We start from the raw sequence: 17,316 nt of genomic DNA on the forward strand, positions 1-17,316 counted from the left end.
TGCCATACCGCCCGAATCCCCCGGGTGTCGTGCTAGACACAAATCTTCATCGTCATCCCGGACGAAGCGCAGCGCAGATCCGGGATGACGGTTTCAATGAGTGCGCGTGGAGGCGGCATGAAGGTCGGTGTCGAGATGGGGGTGACGGCGAAGGGCGCCGCGGCCATGCTCGATCTCGAGGAATTGCTGGCCACGCGCCTGCTGGTCCAGGGCAATTCCGGCTCGGGCAAGTCGCACCTGCTGCGCCGCCTGCTGGAGCAGAGCGCCGCCCATGTCCAGCAGGCGGTGATCGATCCGGAGGGCGATTTCATCACCCTGGCCGACCGCTTCGGCCATGTCGTGGTCGATGCCGGGCGCAGCGAGGCCGATCTCCAGCGTATCGCCGCCCGCGCCCGCCAGCACCGGGTCTCGGTCGTGCTGAACCTCGAAGGCCTGGACGGCGAGGCGCAGATGCGCTGCGCCGCAGCCTTCTTAGGGGGCCTGTTCGATGCCGAGCGTGACTTCTGGTATCCCATGCTGGTGGTGGTGGACGAGGCGCAATTGTTCGCGCCGTCGGCCGCCGGCGATGTTTCGGACGAGGCGCGCAAGGTCTCGCTGGGGGCCATGGCCAACCTGATGTCGCGCGGGCGCAAGCGGGGCCTGGCCGGCGTCATCGCCACCCAGCGCCTGGCCAAGCTGGCCAAGAACGTGGCGGCCGAGGCCTCCAATTTCCTGATGGGCCGCACCTTCCTCGATATCGACATGGCCCGTGCCGCCGACCTGCTGGGCATGGACCGGCGCCAGGCCGAAATGTTCCGCGATCTCACCCGCGGCCAGTTCGTCGCCTTGGGCCCCGCCTTGTCACGCCTGCCCGTGCCCCTGCACATCGGCGCGGTCGAGACCAGTGCCCGCAGCACCAGCCCGATCCTGGTGCCGTTGCCGCAGCAGCCGCCGGAAGATGCCCACGACCTGATCTTCAAGCGCGGCGAGGGCGAGCCGGTGCGCCTGGTGCCGATCCGCCCGCCGGCGCCGCCGCCGACGGCCGACATCCTGCTGGACCTGGCACGCGCCCGCGCCGCCTTCGCCCCGGCCCCGGAAGAACCGGTGGACGAGATGCCGGCCGCCGAGCGCGAGGCCGCCCAGCGCGCGATCATGGCCGAGATCCTGGCCGACCGGGATGCCGCCTATCGCTCCGTCGCCATCCTCTACCAGGATTTCCTGGTGCGCTGCCGGATCAAGCGCCTGACCGGCCAGCCCCTGGACCTGCCCGGCTTCCGCCGCCTCCTCGCCGTGGTGCGGGCCGGGGTGGCGGCACCCGCTGACGGCGAGGCGGATGCGGCTTCGGCCAAGGCGCAGGAGATGGCGGGTGCCTTGTCGGAGGATTTACAGGGCATTTTCCTGCTGCTGGCCCAGGCGGCGATCGCCAATGTGCCGTGCCCACCGGACGCCGCCATCGCCCGGGCCTATGGCACCCAGTCGCTGGGCCGGGCGCGGCGGTTGCTGACCTATCTGGAAGAATGCGGCGTCATCGTCTGCCGCAACGATTTCCGTGGCGGCAGGGTGGTTGCCATCCCCGAACTGGACCGCGAAACCGCCCCGGGCGATCCCAATGCCGCCGACGCCGCGGTGGGGTGACAGCCAATTTATGTCATTCCGGCGAAGGCCGGAATCCATTGAGACATCGCGCGCTGCCCCAGAATGGATCCCGGCCTTCGCCGGGATGACGATAGGGATTACAATGCGGCCCGGAACTCCCCCGGGGTCAGCCCGGTCCAGCGCTTGAAGGCGTGCTGGAACGTGCTCTGTTCCGTATAGCCCAGCATGAAGGCGATCTCGACCAGGGAGATTTCAGGGTTGCGCAGGTAGCTTTCAGCGCGCGAGCGGCGCACGGCGTCGGTCAGGTCGCGGAAGCTGCAGCCGTGGTCGGCCAGCCGGCGGTGCAGGGTGCGCGGCGACAGGCCCAGGGCCGGCGCCACCTGGTCCAGCGAGGCGCGGCCCAGCCCTAAGTTTTCCGCGATCACCAGGCGCGTTCGCCGCAGCAGGCCGGGTTCGCCCGCCAGGGCTTTCAGGGCGCTCTCTGCCTGCAACTCCGCCAGCCGGCGCAGTTCGGGGCTGCCCATGGCGATCGGCAGATCCAGCACCCAGGCCGGGAAGGTGAGCTTGGTCACCGGCTGGTCGAAGCGCGGGGTGGCGCGGAAGATGCGCTCGTATTCCGCGATCCGGGCCGGGCGGGGAAAGCGGAAATGCGCCTCCCAGGCCAGGTCGGTGCGCCCGGTCAGCCAGCCGCCCAGGCTGACGGTGGCCGCCGCCCAAAGCTGGTCCATGGCCGGGGGCGGGGTCTCGCCCGCCCATTCGAAGACATCCTCCGCCCGGTCCCCCTCGCGGTGAACGCGCGAGCGGCCGACATCGCCCATCAGGCGGTGATAGCGGCCGAACTGCTGCCCCGCTTCGCCCAGTGTGGCGCAATTGACCAGGACATAGCCGGCCACCCCCATGTGGCGGATGCGGAAGGCCTCGCCCACCTTGAGCGCCAGGTCCGGGTCGTCGGTATGGCCGGTGATCCGGCCCAGCATGCCCAGCCAGTTGGCGCGGGAGGTGAGGGCATGGGAGTCCTTGGCCTCGATCTCCGCCACCTGCCAGGCCGGCAGCACGCTCGCGGGGGCGAGGCCCAGGGCGCGCAGATAGTCGAACAGCAGCCGGGCATAGGCGGCCGAAATCGTCGGCGCGTCGGGGCGTGCTGCGTCGGCCAAGGTCATTTCCCAATCCCTCCCGACGCGATTGTGGCGGAATTTCACAATGATTTGGCAAGTTTTCGCAATATCAGGCTGCGGCGCGCCCCGCATTCTTAGCCCGTGGCTAAGTGGCGGACCGGCACCCATGATCCTGTTTCCTGAATTTCATCAACGCTATGGCCCCTGGGCCATCGTGGCCGGCGCCTCCGAGGGGATCGGCCAGGCCTATGCCCATGTCCTGGCCGAACGTGGCCTGAACCTGGTCACCCTGGCGCGCCGGATCGAGGTGCTGGAACAGGACGCGCAACTGATCCGCCGCCGTCACCGGGTGGAAGTGCGGCCCGTCTCCGTCGACCTCGCCGCGCCCGACCTGGCGCAGCAGATCGACGCGGCGACCGCCGGCCTCGACATCGGCCTTGGCATCTACAATGCCTGCTATTCCCGGATCGCCGATTTCACCGATGTGGCACTGGACGATCACCAGCGGATGCTGGACGTGAACTGCCGCGGGCCGTTGATCCTGGCCCAGCGTTTGGGCCCACGCCTGGTGGCGCGCAAGCGCGGCGGCCTCCTGCTGATGTCCAGCATGTCGGGCTTCCAGGGCTCGGCCCTGATCGCGACCTATGCCGCGACCAAGGCCTTCAACATCACGCTGGCCGAGAGCCTGTGGACCGAGTTGAAGCCCCACGGCGTCGATGTCATCGCCTGCGTCGCCGGCGCCACGCTCACGCCGGGGTTCGAGAGCTATACGCCTGAGGCCAAGCGCGGCAAGGCCTTCCCCATGCGCGCCGATGCCGTGGCCCGCGAGGGGCTGGCGGCACTGGGCAAGGGGCCGATCCATATCGCCGGGCGCCTGAACCGCCTGGTCAATGGCGTGACCCGGTTCATGTCCCACCGGCAGCGGACCAACTTCTTCAGCAATGCCACCCGCAGCATCTATGGGTCATCTGAATCATGAGCGCCACCGATCAGCTTGGGCCCGCACACCTGGGGGCGCGCTGCCTGGTGACCGGGGGTGCCGGCTATGTCGGCCGTAACCTGATCCGGCGCTTGGGCAAGCAGGGCTGCGCCGTCACCAGCTTCGACGTGATCGCACACAGCCATGGCGACGGGGTTGCGACGGTGGTCGGCGACCTGCGCGACTATGGCGCCGTCCGCGCGGCCTGCGAAGGCGTGGACACGGTCTTCCACACCGCCGCCCTGATCAACACCCTGAGCCTCTATCGCCAGGCCGAGCGGCGCTTCGTCTTCGAGGTCAATGCAGGCGGGACGGGCAATGTCGTCCGCGCCGCCGGCGAGGCGGGCGTGGGCGCGGTGGTTCACACCAGTTCCTTCAATGTGGCGCTGGACGGGTCGGCGGCGGCGCAGGACGAATCCCTGCCCTATGCCGTAGGGGCCAGGGATCTCTACACCCTGTCCAAGATCGAGGCGGAGAAGGCAGCGCTGGCGGCCGACCGTCCAGGTAGCCTGCGGGTCTGCGCCCTACGGCCGGGCGGGATCTGGGGCACGGACACCGGCTCGATGATGATCCGCAGCTTTCTCGAGCAATTGGCGGCGGGCAAGTTCAAGGCCCTGGTCGGCGACAAGAACACGGTCACCGACAATACCCATGTCGACAACCTGGTGGATGCCATGCTGCTGGCCGCCCGGGCCCTGCGCGCGGCGCCGGAGGCGGTCGGCGGCCAGGCCTTCTACATCACCGATGGCGAGCCGATGAACGGCATGGCCTGGTTCCGGCCCCTGGTCGAGGGGGTTGGCTTCCGCTTCCCCACCACCTGGCTGCCCATGTGGCTGATCCGCACGGTGGCGCGGGTCGCGGAACTGTCCCATTACCTGGGCGCGCCGATGCCCATGCTGACGGTGCGGGGCGTCAATAACCTGGCCGAGAATTCGCGGCTGTCGATCGCCAAGGCGCAGCGCCTGCTCGGCTACACGCCGCGTTACACCTCGGCCACTGCCGTGCCGCTGCTGTTGCCGGCGGCCCGCGACTTCATCGCTGCCAGGCAGGGGCGCAAAGCATGAGCAAGCTGATCTATCTGTTGTGGTCGCGCGGGGCCATGACCCCGGCCGAGCGGCGCCGGATCCTGCTCGACGACTGCGCACCAAAACTGCTGGGGATGGCTCCGGCCGGCCTGCAAATGAACATCGCCGACGATCTCATCACCATCGCTTCGCCCGCACCCCGGATGCTGGGGCCAAAGCCCTTCGTCGCCCAGATCAACCTGTGGCTCGATGATCCCACACAGCGCCAGCCTTATGAGGCGGTGTTGCAGGCAGCCGGTTTCGATCTTGCCGGCTACCGGGTGGACGAATGGCTCTACACGGACTATGGCGAGAATGCCCATGGCAAGTCCAGGGACTGGCCCGATGGCCAGCGCAGCCCGGGCCTGCTGGCGGTAACCTTGCTGGAGCGCCCGAAGTCCATCCCCAGGGATGAATGGATGCGGCGCTGGTTCGGCTGGCAATCGCCGATGAGCGAATGGATGCAGCCGCGCGCCCGCTATGTCCGCAATGTGGTGGAGGAAGTGCTGACCCCCGGCGTGGCCGCCCTGGACGGCATCGTCGAGGAGGCTTGGCCGTCGGAGGCGCATGTCACCAACAAGCTGGTGTTCTTCGGCGCCCGCAACCGGCTGCAGCTCATGCGCCACATGACCATCATGCTGCGCTCGGTCTCGCGCATCTTCCGCATGTGGAAGATCACCACGGTGATGATGAGCGAGCATTTCCTGAAAACCCTGGGGAAACCGTGATGGCCTGGTATACCGGCAACGAGACTTTCGATACCTGGCTGGCAGTCGGCTTCGGCTTCGCTGCTTTCACCCTGCTGGGTTCGCTGTTCGCCAAGAGCCCCTATGGCCGCTTCGCCTCGGACAAGATGGGGGTGAACCTGAATCCCAAACTCGGCTGGTGGCTGATGGAACTGCCGGCGACGGTGGTGTTCTTCTGGTTCTACCTGCAAGGGGCCCGCGCGTTCGAGGTAACGCCGCTGGCCCTGGCCCTGGTCTGGACCATCCACTACGGCAACCGCGGCTGGTTCTTCCCGCTGTCCCTGCGTGTCGCCAGGAACCGCAGCAGCACCTTCAGCATCACGGTCATGCTGCTCGGCATGTTCGTGACCGGCCTGCACGGCTATCTGAATGCGACTTTCTTCACGCAGTACGCACCGCACCTGACCGGCGCCTGGCTGGCCGATCCGCGCTTCATCGGCGGTCTGGCGGTCTATCTCTGCGGCCTGTTCCTGACGGTTCGGTCGGAAGCGATCATGCGTCACCTGCGCGATCCAAACGCGGCAGGGCAGGACTATAAGATCCCCTACGGCGGCGCCTTCCGCTATGTTTCGAGCCCGCAGTACCTGGGTGAACTCACCGCCTGGGCCGGCTTCGCCCTGATGACCTGGGGCCTGCCCGGCGTCATGATCTTCCTGATCTCCGCCGGCAACCTGGTCCCCCGCGCCTTCCAGAGCCACCGCTGGTACCACGAGAGATTCCCCGGCTACCCCAGCGACCGCAAGGCGATCATCCCGTTTATTATCTGATTGTCATCCCGGCGAAGGCCGGGATCCACCGTCGTGGCAATACCGGTTGGGCCGCGCGCTCCACCGCAGTGGATCCCGGCCTTCGCCGGGATGACGGCGGTAAGATTGCAGGCGGAGGCATCTTGCCGGGGGCGTCGATTGCGCCTTATCCTGGCGCTTACAACCATGTCAGTCCAAACCATGACCGGCCACCACTCGTTCAATGAACTGCGTAAAGCCCTGCCGCCCGTGCGTCGGGCCCGCAATGCGCAGGCCACGCAGGATGTGCTGCAAGAGATGGAGGTTGATACACGCCGTTTGGCGGGGGAAGAGCCCCCTGAAGATTTTGGTAGCGGAACATCGGACTAGCCAGCGGGGGTGGTCAAGCTGGAGAGGCATGCAGACATTCATCTGTGCAGCCTGCCACGCTATGTTGAAGCACTTGGCGGCACATTGTAAGTCACCGCAAAAATTCTCGAATTCTAATTTCTCCTCAATAGGAGACGATAGAATGATGTTGATTTGCTGTTATTAGCATCAAGTATTATTTTTAGGTATTTTGTGTAGGCGCTGCATAGCGTATCGCTGTTTGATGAGCTAAGGCTTTCCATTGCAGACAATTCATTTTGTGAAAATAATTTTTCTTTGGGTTTAATAATTTGCTGATAAAGTTTATCGATATCCTGAATTTCTGCCAAGTCGGGTGTTTTGATGCCATCAATATAGGATATGCGAAGTTGGTTTATATATTCATCAGCCGCCGCGTATTTTTCCATCGGAATGTTTTTTCCTGCCGCTAAGTTTGCGCAATCATCTGCGTTTTCGCCGGATAAATATTTTATAAATTTATAGTATGACTTTAAAAGTAATTTAATATTCATCTCAGATGAAAAGGATGATTTAACGTGTATGCTTGTAACCAATTTGTCCCAGGCGGCTTCTCTATCTCTTTCGTCTTCCGTTGTAAAGTCAGATTGCTTATTCTGCACCGTCCTCTTATAGACTATGTACATGCTATCAAGATATTGTTTATATGTAAGTTGATCATTCTCTTTTACAAGAATGATCGACGAAAGTTCTCCAGCATTATATAAAAGTATATCTTTCTCGAATTGATCTTTAGTTTTATATTTTGGACTGAAATTATCTAATATTTTAGGTGCAAGATATACGGTTAGGGCAATTGCTACCAATACCATTAAAATGCTGGATATGGAAGATATGACGTGTTTCATTCGGATGATCTGCCCTGCGCCAGATTGTTCCCGTATTCTATAGTGTGTTAGTTCTTGATTCTAGTGAAGATTGTCGTGCTGCGCCACCCCCGCCGCGCGCAAGTGCTTCCCCAGCCGCCCGCTGGCCCACAGGAAGAACATCCGATAATCCGAGACCAGCGACCACAGCGGGTAGGTGAAGGTGGCCGGGCGGTTTTTTTCGATGCCGAAGTGGCCGACCCAGGCGAAGAAATAGCCGGCGAGCGGCATGCCCAGCAGCCACCAGGGATTCAGGGTGGCGATGGCGGCGGCCAGGAAGCCCAGCGTCAGCCCTGTGCCGAAATAGTGGATGGCGCGGGTTGCCGGCTTGGCATGTTCCTGCAAATAATAGGGAAAGAAGTCGCGGTAGCGCGTGATCGTCGCGGGCCGGTTGGTGCCCGCCGCTGGTTCGCTTTTGGACATCGATATCCTCCGCACCCGTCGCCGTGATCGGCCTCGTTGTTACATCTATTTGGCGTCCACCTCCCGGCGGTTTCAAGCGCGGGGTTACGACCGGAATTCTTGCTGACTGACAAATTGGCAGTTGACGTTAACGTCAACGTCACCTATGAGTCCCCGAAATCGGAGGAAACGGCTCAAGTGAGCCACCAGGGGAGAGGCAACGGTGTCGAAGACCTATTCCATCACCCAGCTTTCCGAAGAGTTCGCGGTCACCCCGCGGGCGATCCGGTTCTATGAGGATCGCGGCCTGCTCCATCCCAAGCGGGAAGGCCAGACCCGGATCTATTCCCAGCGCGACTGGGTGCGCCTGCTCTTGATCCTGCGGGGCAAGCGGGTTGGCTTCTCGCTCGCCGAACTGCGCGAAATCCTCGACCTCTACGACCTGGGCGACGGCCAGACCGAGCAGATCCGCCGTACCCTGGAGACCTCGCGCCTGAAACTCGAGGCCCTGGAGCGCCAGCGCCAGGATATCGAGCAGGTGATGCACGAATTGACCAATTCCTGCGGCTATCTCGAAGGCCTGCTGCGCGAGCGCGGCGTCGACCCCGATGCCCCCGTCACCGCGCCGCTCAAGCGCAAGAAGGTGAACGCGGCGTGACCAACCGGCCGGCCAGGCCCCGACTGCCGTATCCGATCAAGGGCGGAAATTTCTACGCCCTGGACGGGTCGTTGCAGCGCCTGCTCGGCCGCCTGATCCCCGACAGCCTGGCCCGCCAGCAGGCCCGCCTCGAAGACTTCGGCGCCTTCTGCGGCGGCCCGGTCGAAGAGGCGGCGGATTATACCGACCGCTTTGCCCCGCCGCGGCTCGAGACCTATGACCGGTCGGGCCGGATGGTCAATGTCATTCACCACAACCCGGCCTGGGACGCGGTCAGCCGCGAGGTTTACGAGCGCGGCGCCGTGGGCCTGGCGTTTGGCGAAAAGGCCGAGCCTTACACGCTGACCTTCGCCTTCGGCTACCTGCTGGGCATGGCCGATATCTCGCTGCACTGTCCCGTCACCATGACTGGGGCGGTCGCCTATGTGCTGGACCGCTTCGCGCCCGAGAGCGTGCGGGAACGCTATCTGCCCGAGATGACCCGGATGGACGGCCAGGCGCTAACCGGCGGCACCTGGGCGACGGAACATCACGGCGGCTCCGACATCGGCGCCACCACGACCCGGGCCACGTTACAGGGCGACGGTACCGCGCGGCTCACCGGCCTGAAATGGTTCACCTCCAACGCCAATGGCGGCCTCGCCCTGGCGACGGCGCGGCCCGAGGGCGCCCCTGAAGGCTCCAAGGGCCTGGGGGCGTATCTGGTACCCACGCACCGGGACGATGGCGCACCCAATTCGATGCGCATTCGCCGGCTGAAGGAAAAGCTCGGCACCAAGGGCATCCCCACCGGCGAGATCGACCTGATCGATACCTGGGCCGTAGAAGTGGCGCCGCCGCCGCGCGGCTTCAAGCTGATGGTCGAGGCGCTGGAATTCAGCCGCATCCACAACGCCATGGGCAGTGTCGGCGTGCAGCGCCGGGCCTATCTGGAAGCCCTTGGCTACGCCGATCAGCGCGCCGCCTTCGGCCACACCATCACCGATTATCCCATGGTGCAGGACGAGCTTTTGAAGATGCTCGTCGCCCATGAGGCGGGCCTGGTCCTGGCCTTTGAATCCGCCCGCGCCTTCGACGCCGCCCATGGCCGCGATGTGGCCGAGGCCGAGACGGCGGAGCGGGCCTGGCTGCGCGTTGCGACCGCCCTGGCCAAATACCAGACGGCGGAAGATGCCTGCGCCACCACGCGCGGGGCGATCGAGCTGATCGGCGGCAATGGTTACACCGCCGATCATGTCACGCCGCGCCTGCTGCGTGATGCCCAGGTGCTGACCGTTTGGGAAGGCCCGGCTAACATCCAGGCGCTGGAACTGCTGCGCCTGCTGGGCAACCGCCTGCCGGGCTTCGAGACCTATCGGGCCCGCATCGAGAAGGTCACCGGATCGGCACCGCCCGCTTTGTCGGTACTGGCCCGGTCGACCGAGGCCGGCCTGGCCGAGGTAACGCAAGCCGTGGCGCTGCTGCAGGCCGACGCGGCCCTGGCCCAGCGCCATGCCCGCCGCCTGCTGGCCCTGATGGCCGAGGTATTGGCCGCGGCCCTGCTGCTGGAAAGTGCCGTGGTCGAACTGGGGCAGGGTAATGCCCGCATGGCCCTGGTCACCCGCCTGTTCATCGAAACCCGGGTGGAGCCGCTGGCCCATCGCGGCATCGTTGCGGGCCGGGAGTGGACTTCACGCTATTTCGAGGCGCTGGCCTTCGACGGCGTGGTCGATCCCTCGGCGGTCGCCAGCCTGCCCGCCATGACGGGAGTCGCGGCATGACTCCGGCGGGTTTCCTCGTCTTGGTGACGTTAGCGTCAACTATATTGACAATTATGTTCAGAAAAGAGCTTGAAGTGCCGTTGCGTTGTCGGTATGGCGATGCAAGCCGGAAGGCCAGACCGGGTTTTGCGCAACAAAATTGCGTCGACTACCTGGTAAACAAGATGGCCGTCCGGGCCCGCGCATTCTGAGGAGAGATCGAGATGCCTAGCTACAAGGCGCCCGTCGACGATATTCGCTTCGTCCTGAACGACGTGCTGAATATCGGGAAGTATTCCAACCTGGCCGGCTTTGCCGACGCCCCGCGCGACGTGGTCGATGCGATCCTCGACGAGGGCGCCAAGATCTGCGAACGCGTCCTGGCGCCGCTGAACCAGGTGGGCGATGCCGAAGGCTGTAAGATCGCCGACGGCGTGGTGACCACGCCGACCGGCTTCAAGCAAGCCTACAAGACCTTCGTCGACGGCGGCTGGCCCGGCATCACCGGCGACCCGGAGTTCGGCGGCCAGGGCATGCCCTACGTCCTGGGCTTCGCACTCAACGAATTCGTCTCGTCGTCCAACATGGCCTTCGGCATGTATCCCGGCCTGTCCCACGGCGCCTATGCGGCGATCCACCAGTGGGGCACCGACGACCAGAAGCAGACCTACCTGCCCAAGCTCGTCTCGGGCGAGTGGACCGGCACCATGAACCTGACCGAGCCGCATTGCGGCACGGATCTGGGCCTGCTGCGCACTCGCGCCGAGCCGCAGGGCGACGGCACCTACAAGATCACCGGCACCAAGATCTTCATCTCGGCCGGCGAACACGACATGTCGGACAACATCATCCACCTCGTGCTGGCCAAGATCCCTGGCGGCCCGGAAGGGGTGAAGGGCATTTCGCTGTTCATCGTGCCGAAGTTCATGGTCGAGGCCGATGGTTCGCTGGGTGCCCGCAATGGCGTGAAGGCCGGCAACATCGAACACAAGATGGGCATCATCGGCAATTCCACCTGTGTCATGAACTTCGACGAGGCCACCGGCTTCCTGATCGGGGAAGAGCACAAGGGCCTGCGCGCCATGTTCACCATGATGAACGCGGCCCGCCTCGGCGTCGGCATCCAGGGCCTGTCCCAGGCCGAGGTCGCCTACCAGAACGCGGCGATCTATGCCAAGGACCGGTTGCAGATGCGCTCGATCTCGGGCACCAAGTTCCCCGAGAAGCCGGCCGACCCGATCATCGTGCACCCCGACGTGCGCCGCATGCTGCTCTCGATCCGCTCCTTCGTCGAGGGTGCGCGCGCCTTCTACCTGTGGACCGGGCTGAAGATCGACCTGTCGCACAAGGATCCCGATCCGGCGGTGCGCGAGGCCAATGACGACATCGTCGCCCTGGTCACCCCGGTCGTGAAGGGTTACCTGACCGACAAGGGCTTCGAGTCGACCGTCGCCGCCCAGCAGGTGTTCGGCGGCCACGGCTACATCAAGGAGTGGGGGATGGAGCAGTTCGTGCGCGACGCTCGCATCAGCCAGATCTACGAAGGCACCAACGGCATCCAGGCGCTCGACCTGGTCGGCCGCAAGCTGGGCCAGAACGGTGGCCGCGGCCTGTTCGCCTATATCGGCGAGGTCGAGCACTTCGTCGCCGAGAATGCCGGCAACGCCGAGCTGAAGCCGTTCCTGGACGGCTTGCAGAAGGCGACGGGCGACCTGCGCGACGGCGCCATGTGGTTCATGCAGAACGCCATGGCCAACCCGGACAACGCCGGTGCCGGCTCGGTCGAGTACATGCACCTGTTCGGCATCCAGGTGCTGGCCTACATGTGGTCGCAGATGGCCAAGATCTCGCTCGACGCCAAGGCCGCCGGCACGGCGACCGAGTTCCACGAGAACAAGCTGATCGTCGGCCGCTTCTTCCTGGACCGCATCGTGCCCGACACCGCCTCGCTGCTGGTCAAGCTCAGCGCCGGCGCGGACAGCATCATGGCGCTGAAGGCCGCCAATTTCTGATTGTCACCAATCCAAGGACGGGGGCGCATTTGGCGCCCCCGTTCCAAGATAAAAAAAGTTCGGTAACCAGCCCAAACGGCGGAGGAGAGATCGCCCATGTTCCAGCGTAGCCTGAAGCTCAACGAAGAGCATGAGATGGTGCGGGACAACGCCCGCCGGTTCTTCGAAAAGGAATGCGTGCCCTATAATCAGAAGTGGGCCGAAGACGGCGTGATCAGCCGCGAGGCCTGGTTGAAGGCGGGCGAGGCCGGCATCCTGTGCGCGACCATGCCGGAGGAATACGGCGGCTCGGGCATGGACTTCAAGGCCTCCGCCCTGCTGATGGAAGCGCAGGTCGACGCCGGCGCCTCAGGCCCCGGCTTCTCGCTGCATTCGGACATCGTAGCACCCTACATCCACACCTACGGCTCGGAAGAGCAGAAGAAGAAGTGGCTGCCACGCATGGCCACGGGCGAGCTGATCGGCGCCATCGCCATGACCGAGCCGGGCGCCGGCTCGGATCTCCAGGGCGTTCGCACTTCGGCCAAGAAGGATGGCAACCACTACGTCATCAACGGCCAGAAGACTTTCATCACCAATGGCCAGCTCGCCAACCTGATCATCGTCGTGACCAAGACCGACCCGACCAAGGGCGCCCATGGCACTTCGCTGATCGTGGTCGAGACCGACGAGGTCGAAGGCTTCCGCCGCGGCCGCAACCTCGACAAGATCGGCATGCACGCGCAGGACACCTCCGAGCTGTTCTTCGACGAGGTCCGCGTGCCGACCGCCAACCTGCTGGGCCATGAGGAAGGCCAGGGCTTCATCCAGCTCATGCAGCAGCTCCCCTCGGAACGCCTGCAGATCGCCATCACCGCGGTGAAGACCTGCGAGAAGGCGGTCGAGGAGACGGTCAAGTACACCAAGGACCGCAAGGCCTTCGGCAAGTCGATCTTCGATTTCCAGAACACCCGCTTCAAGCTGGCCGAATGCGCGACCGAGACCCGCATCGCCCGCGTCTTCGTCGACCACTGCATCGAGCTGCTGGTCGAGGGCAAGCTCGACGTCCAGACCGCGGCCATGGCCAAGTATTGGTGCTCGGACCTGCAGGGCAAGGTCGTCGACGAGTGCCTGCAGCTCCACGGCGGCTATGGCTACATGATGGAATACCCGATCGCGCAAATGTATGTGAACGGCCGCGTTCAGCGCATCTACGGCGGCGCCAACGAGATCATGAAGGAACTGATCAGCCGGATGCTGTGAGGTTCCTTGTCCTGCGTCATCCCGGCCTCGAGCCGGGATCTCGTGGGGATAGAGTGCTTACTGGTTACAAGATCCCGGCTCGAGGCCGGGGTGACGATCGAGACAAAAACTTCTGAGGAGTAGAGACCATGCCCGACGCATACATCCTCGACGCGGTACGCACCCCGCGCGGCAAAGGCAAGAAGGACGGCAGCCTGCACGAGGTCACCTCGCTGCACCTCGCCTCCGGCGTGCTGAAGGCGATCCGCGATCGCAACGAGCTGGACACCGCCCTCGTCGAAGACGTGATCATGGGCTGCGTCGAGCCGGTGGGCGAGCAGGGCTCGGACATCGCGCGCATCGCCGTGCTGAATGCCGACTATGCCGAGACCACCGCCGGCGTGCAGATCAACCGCTTTTGTGCGTCGGGCCTCGAAGCCTGCAACATGGCGGCGGCGCAGGTCATGTCGGGCCAGAGCCCGATGTCGATCGGCTCCGGCGTCGAGAGCATGAGCCGCGTGCCCATGGGCTCGTCGGGCGGCGCCTGGCCGGCCGATCCGCAGGCGGCGTTCAAGTCCTACTTCGCGCCCCAGGGCATCGGCGCCGACCTGATCGCCACCAAGTACGGCTTCAGCCGCGAAGACGTCGACGCCTATGCCATCGAAAGCCAGAAGCGCGCCGCGCATGCCTGGAAGAACGGCTACTTCAAGAACACCGTGGTGCCGGTCAAGGACCTGAACGGCGTCACCATCCTGGACCGTGACGAGCACATGCGTCCGGATGCGACCATGCAGTCGATGTCGGCCCTGCAGCCGTCCTTCGCCATGATGGGCGAGATGGCCTTCGACGGTGTCGCCCTGCTGCGCTACCCGGAAGTGGAAAAGATCAACCACGTCCACCACGCCGGCAATGCTTCCGGCATCGTCGACGGCGCCGCCGCGGTGCTGTTCGGCACCAAGGAAGTGGCCGATGCCAACGGCCTGAAGCCGCGTGCCCGCATCCGCAGCTTCACCTCGATCGGTTCCGAGCCGACGATCATGCTGACCGGCCCGTCTGCCGCGGCCGAACGCGCCCTCAAGCGCGCCGGCATGAAGTCGACCGACATCGACCTCTACGAGCTGAACGAGGCCTTTGCCTCGGTCGTCCTGCGCTTCATGCAGGCGCTGGACATCCCCCATGACAAGATCAACGTCAACGGCGGCGCCATCGCCATGGGCCACCCCTGGGGGCGACGGGCGCCATGATCCTCGGCACCGTGCTCGACGAGCTGGAACGCCGCGATCTGTCGACCGCGCTGATCACCCTGTGCGTCGGCGCCGGCATGGGCACCGCCACCATCATCGAACGCGTCTGATCGAGGGTCGGAACATGAGCAACAACATCAATTACGCCGTCGACGCGGACGGTATCGCCACCATCACCTGGGACATGGCCGGCCGGTCGATGAACGTCCTCAACGAAGGCTCGATCCGGGACTTCGCCGAGGCAACCGAGAAGGCCATCGCCGACGAGAAGGTGAAGGGGGTCATCATCACCTCGGCCAAGGACGCGTTCCTGGCCGGCGCCGACCTCGACATGCTGGTCAAGACCGCCTTCGGCCCCAAGGATGCCAAGGCCCTGACCGACAATTCGGGCACCCTGCAGAAGATCTTCCGCCGCTATGAGACCAGCGGTAAGCCCTTCGTCGCCGCGATCAACGGCACCGCGCTGGGCGGCGGCCTGGAAATCACCCTGGCCTGCCACTACCGCATCGCCGCCGACAATTCCCGCACCAAGCTGGGCCTGCCGGAAGTGAAGGTCGGTCTCCTGCCGGGCGCCGGTGGCACCCAGCGTCTGCCCCGCCTGATCGGTGCGGCCAATGCCCTGCCGCTGCTGCTCCAGGGCAAGGAACTCGATCCCCAGGGCGCCCTGGGCCAGGGTGTCGTCAACGAAGTGGTGCCGGCGGCCGACCTGCTGGCCCGTGCCAAGGCCTATCTGCTGGACAAGCCGCGCAGCGTCCAGCCCTGGGACGAGAAGAACTTCAAGATCCCCGGCGGCGGCGTCTACACGCCTTCGGGCATGCAGACCTTCCCGGGCGCCATCGCCATGAGCCACCGCGAGAGCCAGGGCAACTACCCGGCGATCAAGGCGATCCTGTCCTGCGTCTATGAGGGCCTGCAGGTTCCCTTCGACGCCGGCCTGCGTATCGAGACCCGTTACTTCGTCTCGCTGCTGATCGACCCGACCTCGGGCAACATGATCCGCACCCTGTTCATCTCCATGCAGGAGCTGAACAAGGGCGTGCGTCGCCCGGCCGGCCAGCCGGCGACCGACGTCAAGAAGCTGGGCATCCTGGGTGCCGGCATGATGGGCGCCGGCATCGCCTATGTCTCGGCCTCGGCCGGGATCGAATGCGTGCTGCTCGACCAGACGATCGAGGCGGCCGAGAAGGGCAAGGCCTATTCGACCGGCCTGCTGGACAAGGCGATCAGCCGTGGCAAGTCCACTGAAGACAAGAAGGCCAAGCTGCTGGGCCTGATCAAGCCGACCACCGATCATGCCGATCTCGCCGGCTGCGATCTGGTCATCGAGGCGGTGTTCGAAAACCGCGAGGTGAAGGCCGAGGCGACGAAGAAGTCGGAAGCCGTCATCCCCGCGACCTCGATCTATGCCTCCAACACCTCGACCCTGCCGATTTCCGGCCTGGCCGAGGCGAGCGTGCGTCCTGAGAGCTTCATCGGCATCCACTTCTTCTCGCCCGTCGACAAGATGATGCTGGTCGAGATCATCATGGGCAAGAAGACGGACCAGCGCGCCCTGGCGGTCGCCATGGATTACGTCAAGAAGATCAAGAAGACCCCGATCGTGGTCAACGACAGCCGCGGCTTCTACACCAGCCGCTGCTTCGGCACCTACGTCAGCGAAGGCATCGAGATGCTGGCCGAGGGCATTGCCCCGGCGATCATCGACAACATCGGCCGGGCCACGGGCATGCCCCGCGGGCCGCTCGAGATGAACGACGACGTGGCGCTCGACCTCGGCCACAAGGTGCGCACCCAGACCAGGAAGGACCTGGGCGATGCCTATGAGGCGACTCCGGCCGATGCCCTGGTTGCCACCCTGGTCGAGAAGCTGGGCCGCTATGGCCGCAAGAACGGCAAGGGCTTCTACGAGTATCCGGCCGACGGCAAGAAGTACCTGTGGGAAGGCCTGGCCGATCTCGCCCCGGTGAAGATCGCCGAGAGCAGCACGGACCTGATCAAGGAAATCCGCACCCGCCTCTTGTTCCGCCAGGCGGTGGAAGCAGCCCGCTGCTACGCCGAAGGCGTGGTCACGGACGTGCGCGATGCCGACGTCGGCTCGATCCTGGCCTGGGGCTTCGCGCCCTGGACCGGCGGCCCGCTGTCGCTGATCGACCGGGTCGGCGTCGCCGCCTTCGTCGCCCAGTGCGATGTCTTCGCCCAGAAGTACGGCAAGCGTTACAGCCCGCCGCAGCTCCTGCGCGACATGGCCGCCAAGGGCGAGACCTTCTACCAGACCGCCAAGCTCGCGGCCGCCGCCGAGTAAGGTTGAGGCTTACGACTTGAGAAGGGCCGGCGGGGCAACCCGCCGGCCCTTTTCTTTTGCGATGCCCGGCGTGGCGAAAAAGTTTTGCACCGGCGTCGTGCGTCCTTCGAGACGGCCCTTCGGGCCTCCTCAGGATGAGGAGAATCTTTATGGCAAAAAGACTTTCCTCATCCTGAGGAGCCATGCGAAGCGTGGCGTCTCGAAGGACGCACCATGCCTCTCCAAACCTATCAGCTTTGCCGTTCACCGTGATAGTGATC

At 64.6% G+C, this 17,316-nt stretch carries 14 protein-coding genes; 11 read left to right on the forward strand and 3 right to left on the reverse strand.

Features of this window, described 5'->3' with window-relative positions; translation table 11 throughout:
• Positions 1 to 117: 117 nt before the first annotated feature.
• Complete coding sequence (locus D3874_RS03810; protein ID WP_119776768.1) at positions 118 to 1,614, forward strand: ATP-binding protein; 1,497 nt, start codon at positions 118 to 120, stop codon at positions 1,612 to 1,614.
• Positions 1,615 to 1,712: 98 nt separating this feature from the next.
• On the opposite strand, the gene D3874_RS03815 is transcribed toward D3874_RS03810, so the two are convergent.
• The gene (locus D3874_RS03815; protein ID WP_158595823.1) at positions 1,713 to 2,735 is read right to left on the reverse strand and encodes an AraC family transcriptional regulator; all 1,023 of its coding nucleotides are present in this window, start codon (positions 2,733 to 2,735) and stop codon (positions 1,713 to 1,715) included.
• A gap of 121 nt (positions 2,736 to 2,856) precedes the next feature.
• Between D3874_RS03815 and D3874_RS03820 the strand changes: the two genes are divergently transcribed.
• From D3874_RS03820 to D3874_RS03835, 4 genes are read left to right on the forward strand one after another with little or no spacing between them, the layout of a single operon-like run.
• Complete coding sequence (locus D3874_RS03820; RefSeq protein ID WP_158595824.1) at positions 2,857 to 3,669, forward strand: SDR family NAD(P)-dependent oxidoreductase; 813 nt, start codon at positions 2,857 to 2,859, stop codon at positions 3,667 to 3,669.
• Positions 3,666 to 4,733 (forward strand): NAD-dependent epimerase/dehydratase family protein, encoded by a 1,068-nt coding sequence (locus D3874_RS03825; protein ID WP_119776773.1) that lies wholly within the window; start codon positions 3,666 to 3,668, stop codon positions 4,731 to 4,733. The genes D3874_RS03820 and D3874_RS03825 overlap by 4 nt, the downstream gene beginning before the upstream one ends.
• Positions 4,730 to 5,461, forward strand: coding sequence for a hypothetical protein (locus tag D3874_RS03830; RefSeq protein ID WP_119776776.1), 732 nt, complete (start codon positions 4,730 to 4,732; stop codon positions 5,459 to 5,461). Before D3874_RS03825 ends, D3874_RS03830 begins: the two co-directional genes overlap by 4 nt.
• Entirely contained in the window at positions 5,461 to 6,246 is a 786-nt protein-coding gene (locus D3874_RS03835; RefSeq protein WP_119776779.1) for a methyltransferase, read from the forward strand. The genes D3874_RS03830 and D3874_RS03835 overlap by 1 nt, the downstream gene beginning before the upstream one ends.
• 461 nt (positions 6,247 to 6,707) lie before the next feature.
• On the opposite strand, the gene D3874_RS27810 is transcribed toward D3874_RS03835, so the two are convergent.
• Together D3874_RS27810 and D3874_RS03845 are read right to left on the reverse strand one after the other, a co-directional pair.
• Positions 6,708 to 7,460: a hypothetical protein gene (locus D3874_RS27810; RefSeq protein WP_147385514.1), complete on the reverse strand. Its 753-nt coding sequence runs from the start codon at positions 7,458 to 7,460 to the stop codon at positions 6,708 to 6,710.
• A 60-nt stretch (positions 7,461 to 7,520) separates the two neighbouring features.
• Positions 7,521 to 7,901: a DUF962 domain-containing protein gene (locus D3874_RS03845; RefSeq protein WP_119776783.1), complete on the reverse strand. Its 381-nt coding sequence runs from the start codon at positions 7,899 to 7,901 to the stop codon at positions 7,521 to 7,523.
• A 202-nt stretch (positions 7,902 to 8,103) separates the two neighbouring features.
• Here D3874_RS03845 and D3874_RS03850 point away from each other — a divergent pair, with 202 nt between their 5' ends.
• The 6 genes from D3874_RS03850 to D3874_RS03875 all read left to right on the forward strand — a co-directional run bounded on the left by D3874_RS03850 (position 8,104) and on the right by D3874_RS03875 (position 17,056).
• Positions 8,104 to 8,538: a MerR family transcriptional regulator gene (locus D3874_RS03850; protein WP_119776786.1), complete on the forward strand. Its 435-nt coding sequence runs from the start codon at positions 8,104 to 8,106 to the stop codon at positions 8,536 to 8,538.
• Positions 8,535 to 10,298 carry an acyl-CoA dehydrogenase family protein gene (locus D3874_RS03855; protein ID WP_119776788.1) on the forward strand — a complete coding sequence of 588 codons (1,764 nt, stop codon included), beginning with the start codon at positions 8,535 to 8,537 and terminating at the stop codon, positions 10,296 to 10,298. Before D3874_RS03850 ends, D3874_RS03855 begins: the two co-directional genes overlap by 4 nt.
• A 203-nt stretch (positions 10,299 to 10,501) precedes the next feature.
• Positions 10,502 to 12,289, forward strand: a complete 1,788-nt coding sequence (locus tag D3874_RS03860) for an acyl-CoA dehydrogenase C-terminal domain-containing protein (RefSeq protein WP_119776791.1) — start codon at positions 10,502 to 10,504, stop codon at positions 12,287 to 12,289.
• 96 nt (positions 12,290 to 12,385) lie between these two features.
• Positions 12,386 to 13,531 carry an acyl-CoA dehydrogenase family protein gene (locus D3874_RS03865; RefSeq protein ID WP_119776793.1) on the forward strand — a complete coding sequence of 382 codons (1,146 nt, stop codon included), beginning with the start codon at positions 12,386 to 12,388 and terminating at the stop codon, positions 13,529 to 13,531.
• 128 nt (positions 13,532 to 13,659) lie between these two features.
• Positions 13,660 to 14,754, forward strand: coding sequence for an acetyl-CoA C-acetyltransferase (locus D3874_RS03870; protein WP_456306393.1), 1,095 nt, complete (start codon positions 13,660 to 13,662; stop codon positions 14,752 to 14,754).
• A 124-nt stretch (positions 14,755 to 14,878) separates the two neighbouring features.
• Positions 14,879 to 17,056, forward strand: a complete 2,178-nt coding sequence (locus tag D3874_RS03875) for a 3-hydroxyacyl-CoA dehydrogenase NAD-binding domain-containing protein (protein WP_119776795.1) — start codon at positions 14,879 to 14,881, stop codon at positions 17,054 to 17,056.
• Positions 17,057 to 17,316: the final 260 nt, after the last annotated feature.

Origin of the sequence: Oleomonas cavernae, from assembly GCF_003590945.1 — a bacterium.
Taxonomy (GTDB): Bacteria; Pseudomonadota; Alphaproteobacteria; order Zavarziniales; family Zavarziniaceae; genus Zavarzinia; species Zavarzinia cavernae.

What these genes read in the sequence shown, in the direction of transcription:
- D3874_RS03875 (WP_119776795.1), top strand. Translation starts at nt 14,879, where the DNA reads ATGAGCAACAACATCAATTACGCCGTCGACGCGGACGGTATCGCCACC.
- D3874_RS03870 (WP_456306393.1), top strand. Translation starts at nt 13,660, where the DNA reads ATGCCCGACGCATACATCCTCGACGCGGTACGCACCCCGCGCGGCAAA.
- D3874_RS03835 (WP_119776779.1), top strand. Translation starts at nt 5,461, where the DNA reads ATGGCCTGGTATACCGGCAACGAGACTTTCGATACCTGGCTGGCAGTC.
- D3874_RS03860 (WP_119776791.1), top strand. Translation starts at nt 10,502, where the DNA reads ATGCCTAGCTACAAGGCGCCCGTCGACGATATTCGCTTCGTCCTGAAC.
- D3874_RS03810 (WP_119776768.1), top strand. Translation starts at nt 118, where the DNA reads ATGAAGGTCGGTGTCGAGATGGGGGTGACGGCGAAGGGCGCCGCGGCC.
- D3874_RS27810 (WP_147385514.1), bottom strand. Translation starts at nt 7,460, where the DNA reads ATGAAACACGTCATATCTTCCATATCCAGCATTTTAATGGTATTGGTA.
- D3874_RS03825 (WP_119776773.1), top strand. Translation starts at nt 3,666, where the DNA reads ATGAGCGCCACCGATCAGCTTGGGCCCGCACACCTGGGGGCGCGCTGC.
- D3874_RS03845 (WP_119776783.1), bottom strand. Translation starts at nt 7,901, where the DNA reads ATGTCCAAAAGCGAACCAGCGGCGGGCACCAACCGGCCCGCGACGATC.
- D3874_RS03820 (WP_158595824.1), top strand. Translation starts at nt 2,857, where the DNA reads ATGATCCTGTTTCCTGAATTTCATCAACGCTATGGCCCCTGGGCCATC.
- D3874_RS03830 (WP_119776776.1), top strand. Translation starts at nt 4,730, where the DNA reads ATGAGCAAGCTGATCTATCTGTTGTGGTCGCGCGGGGCCATGACCCCG.
- D3874_RS03815 (WP_158595823.1), bottom strand. Translation starts at nt 2,735, where the DNA reads ATGACCTTGGCCGACGCAGCACGCCCCGACGCGCCGACGATTTCGGCC.
- D3874_RS03865 (WP_119776793.1), top strand. Translation starts at nt 12,386, where the DNA reads ATGTTCCAGCGTAGCCTGAAGCTCAACGAAGAGCATGAGATGGTGCGG.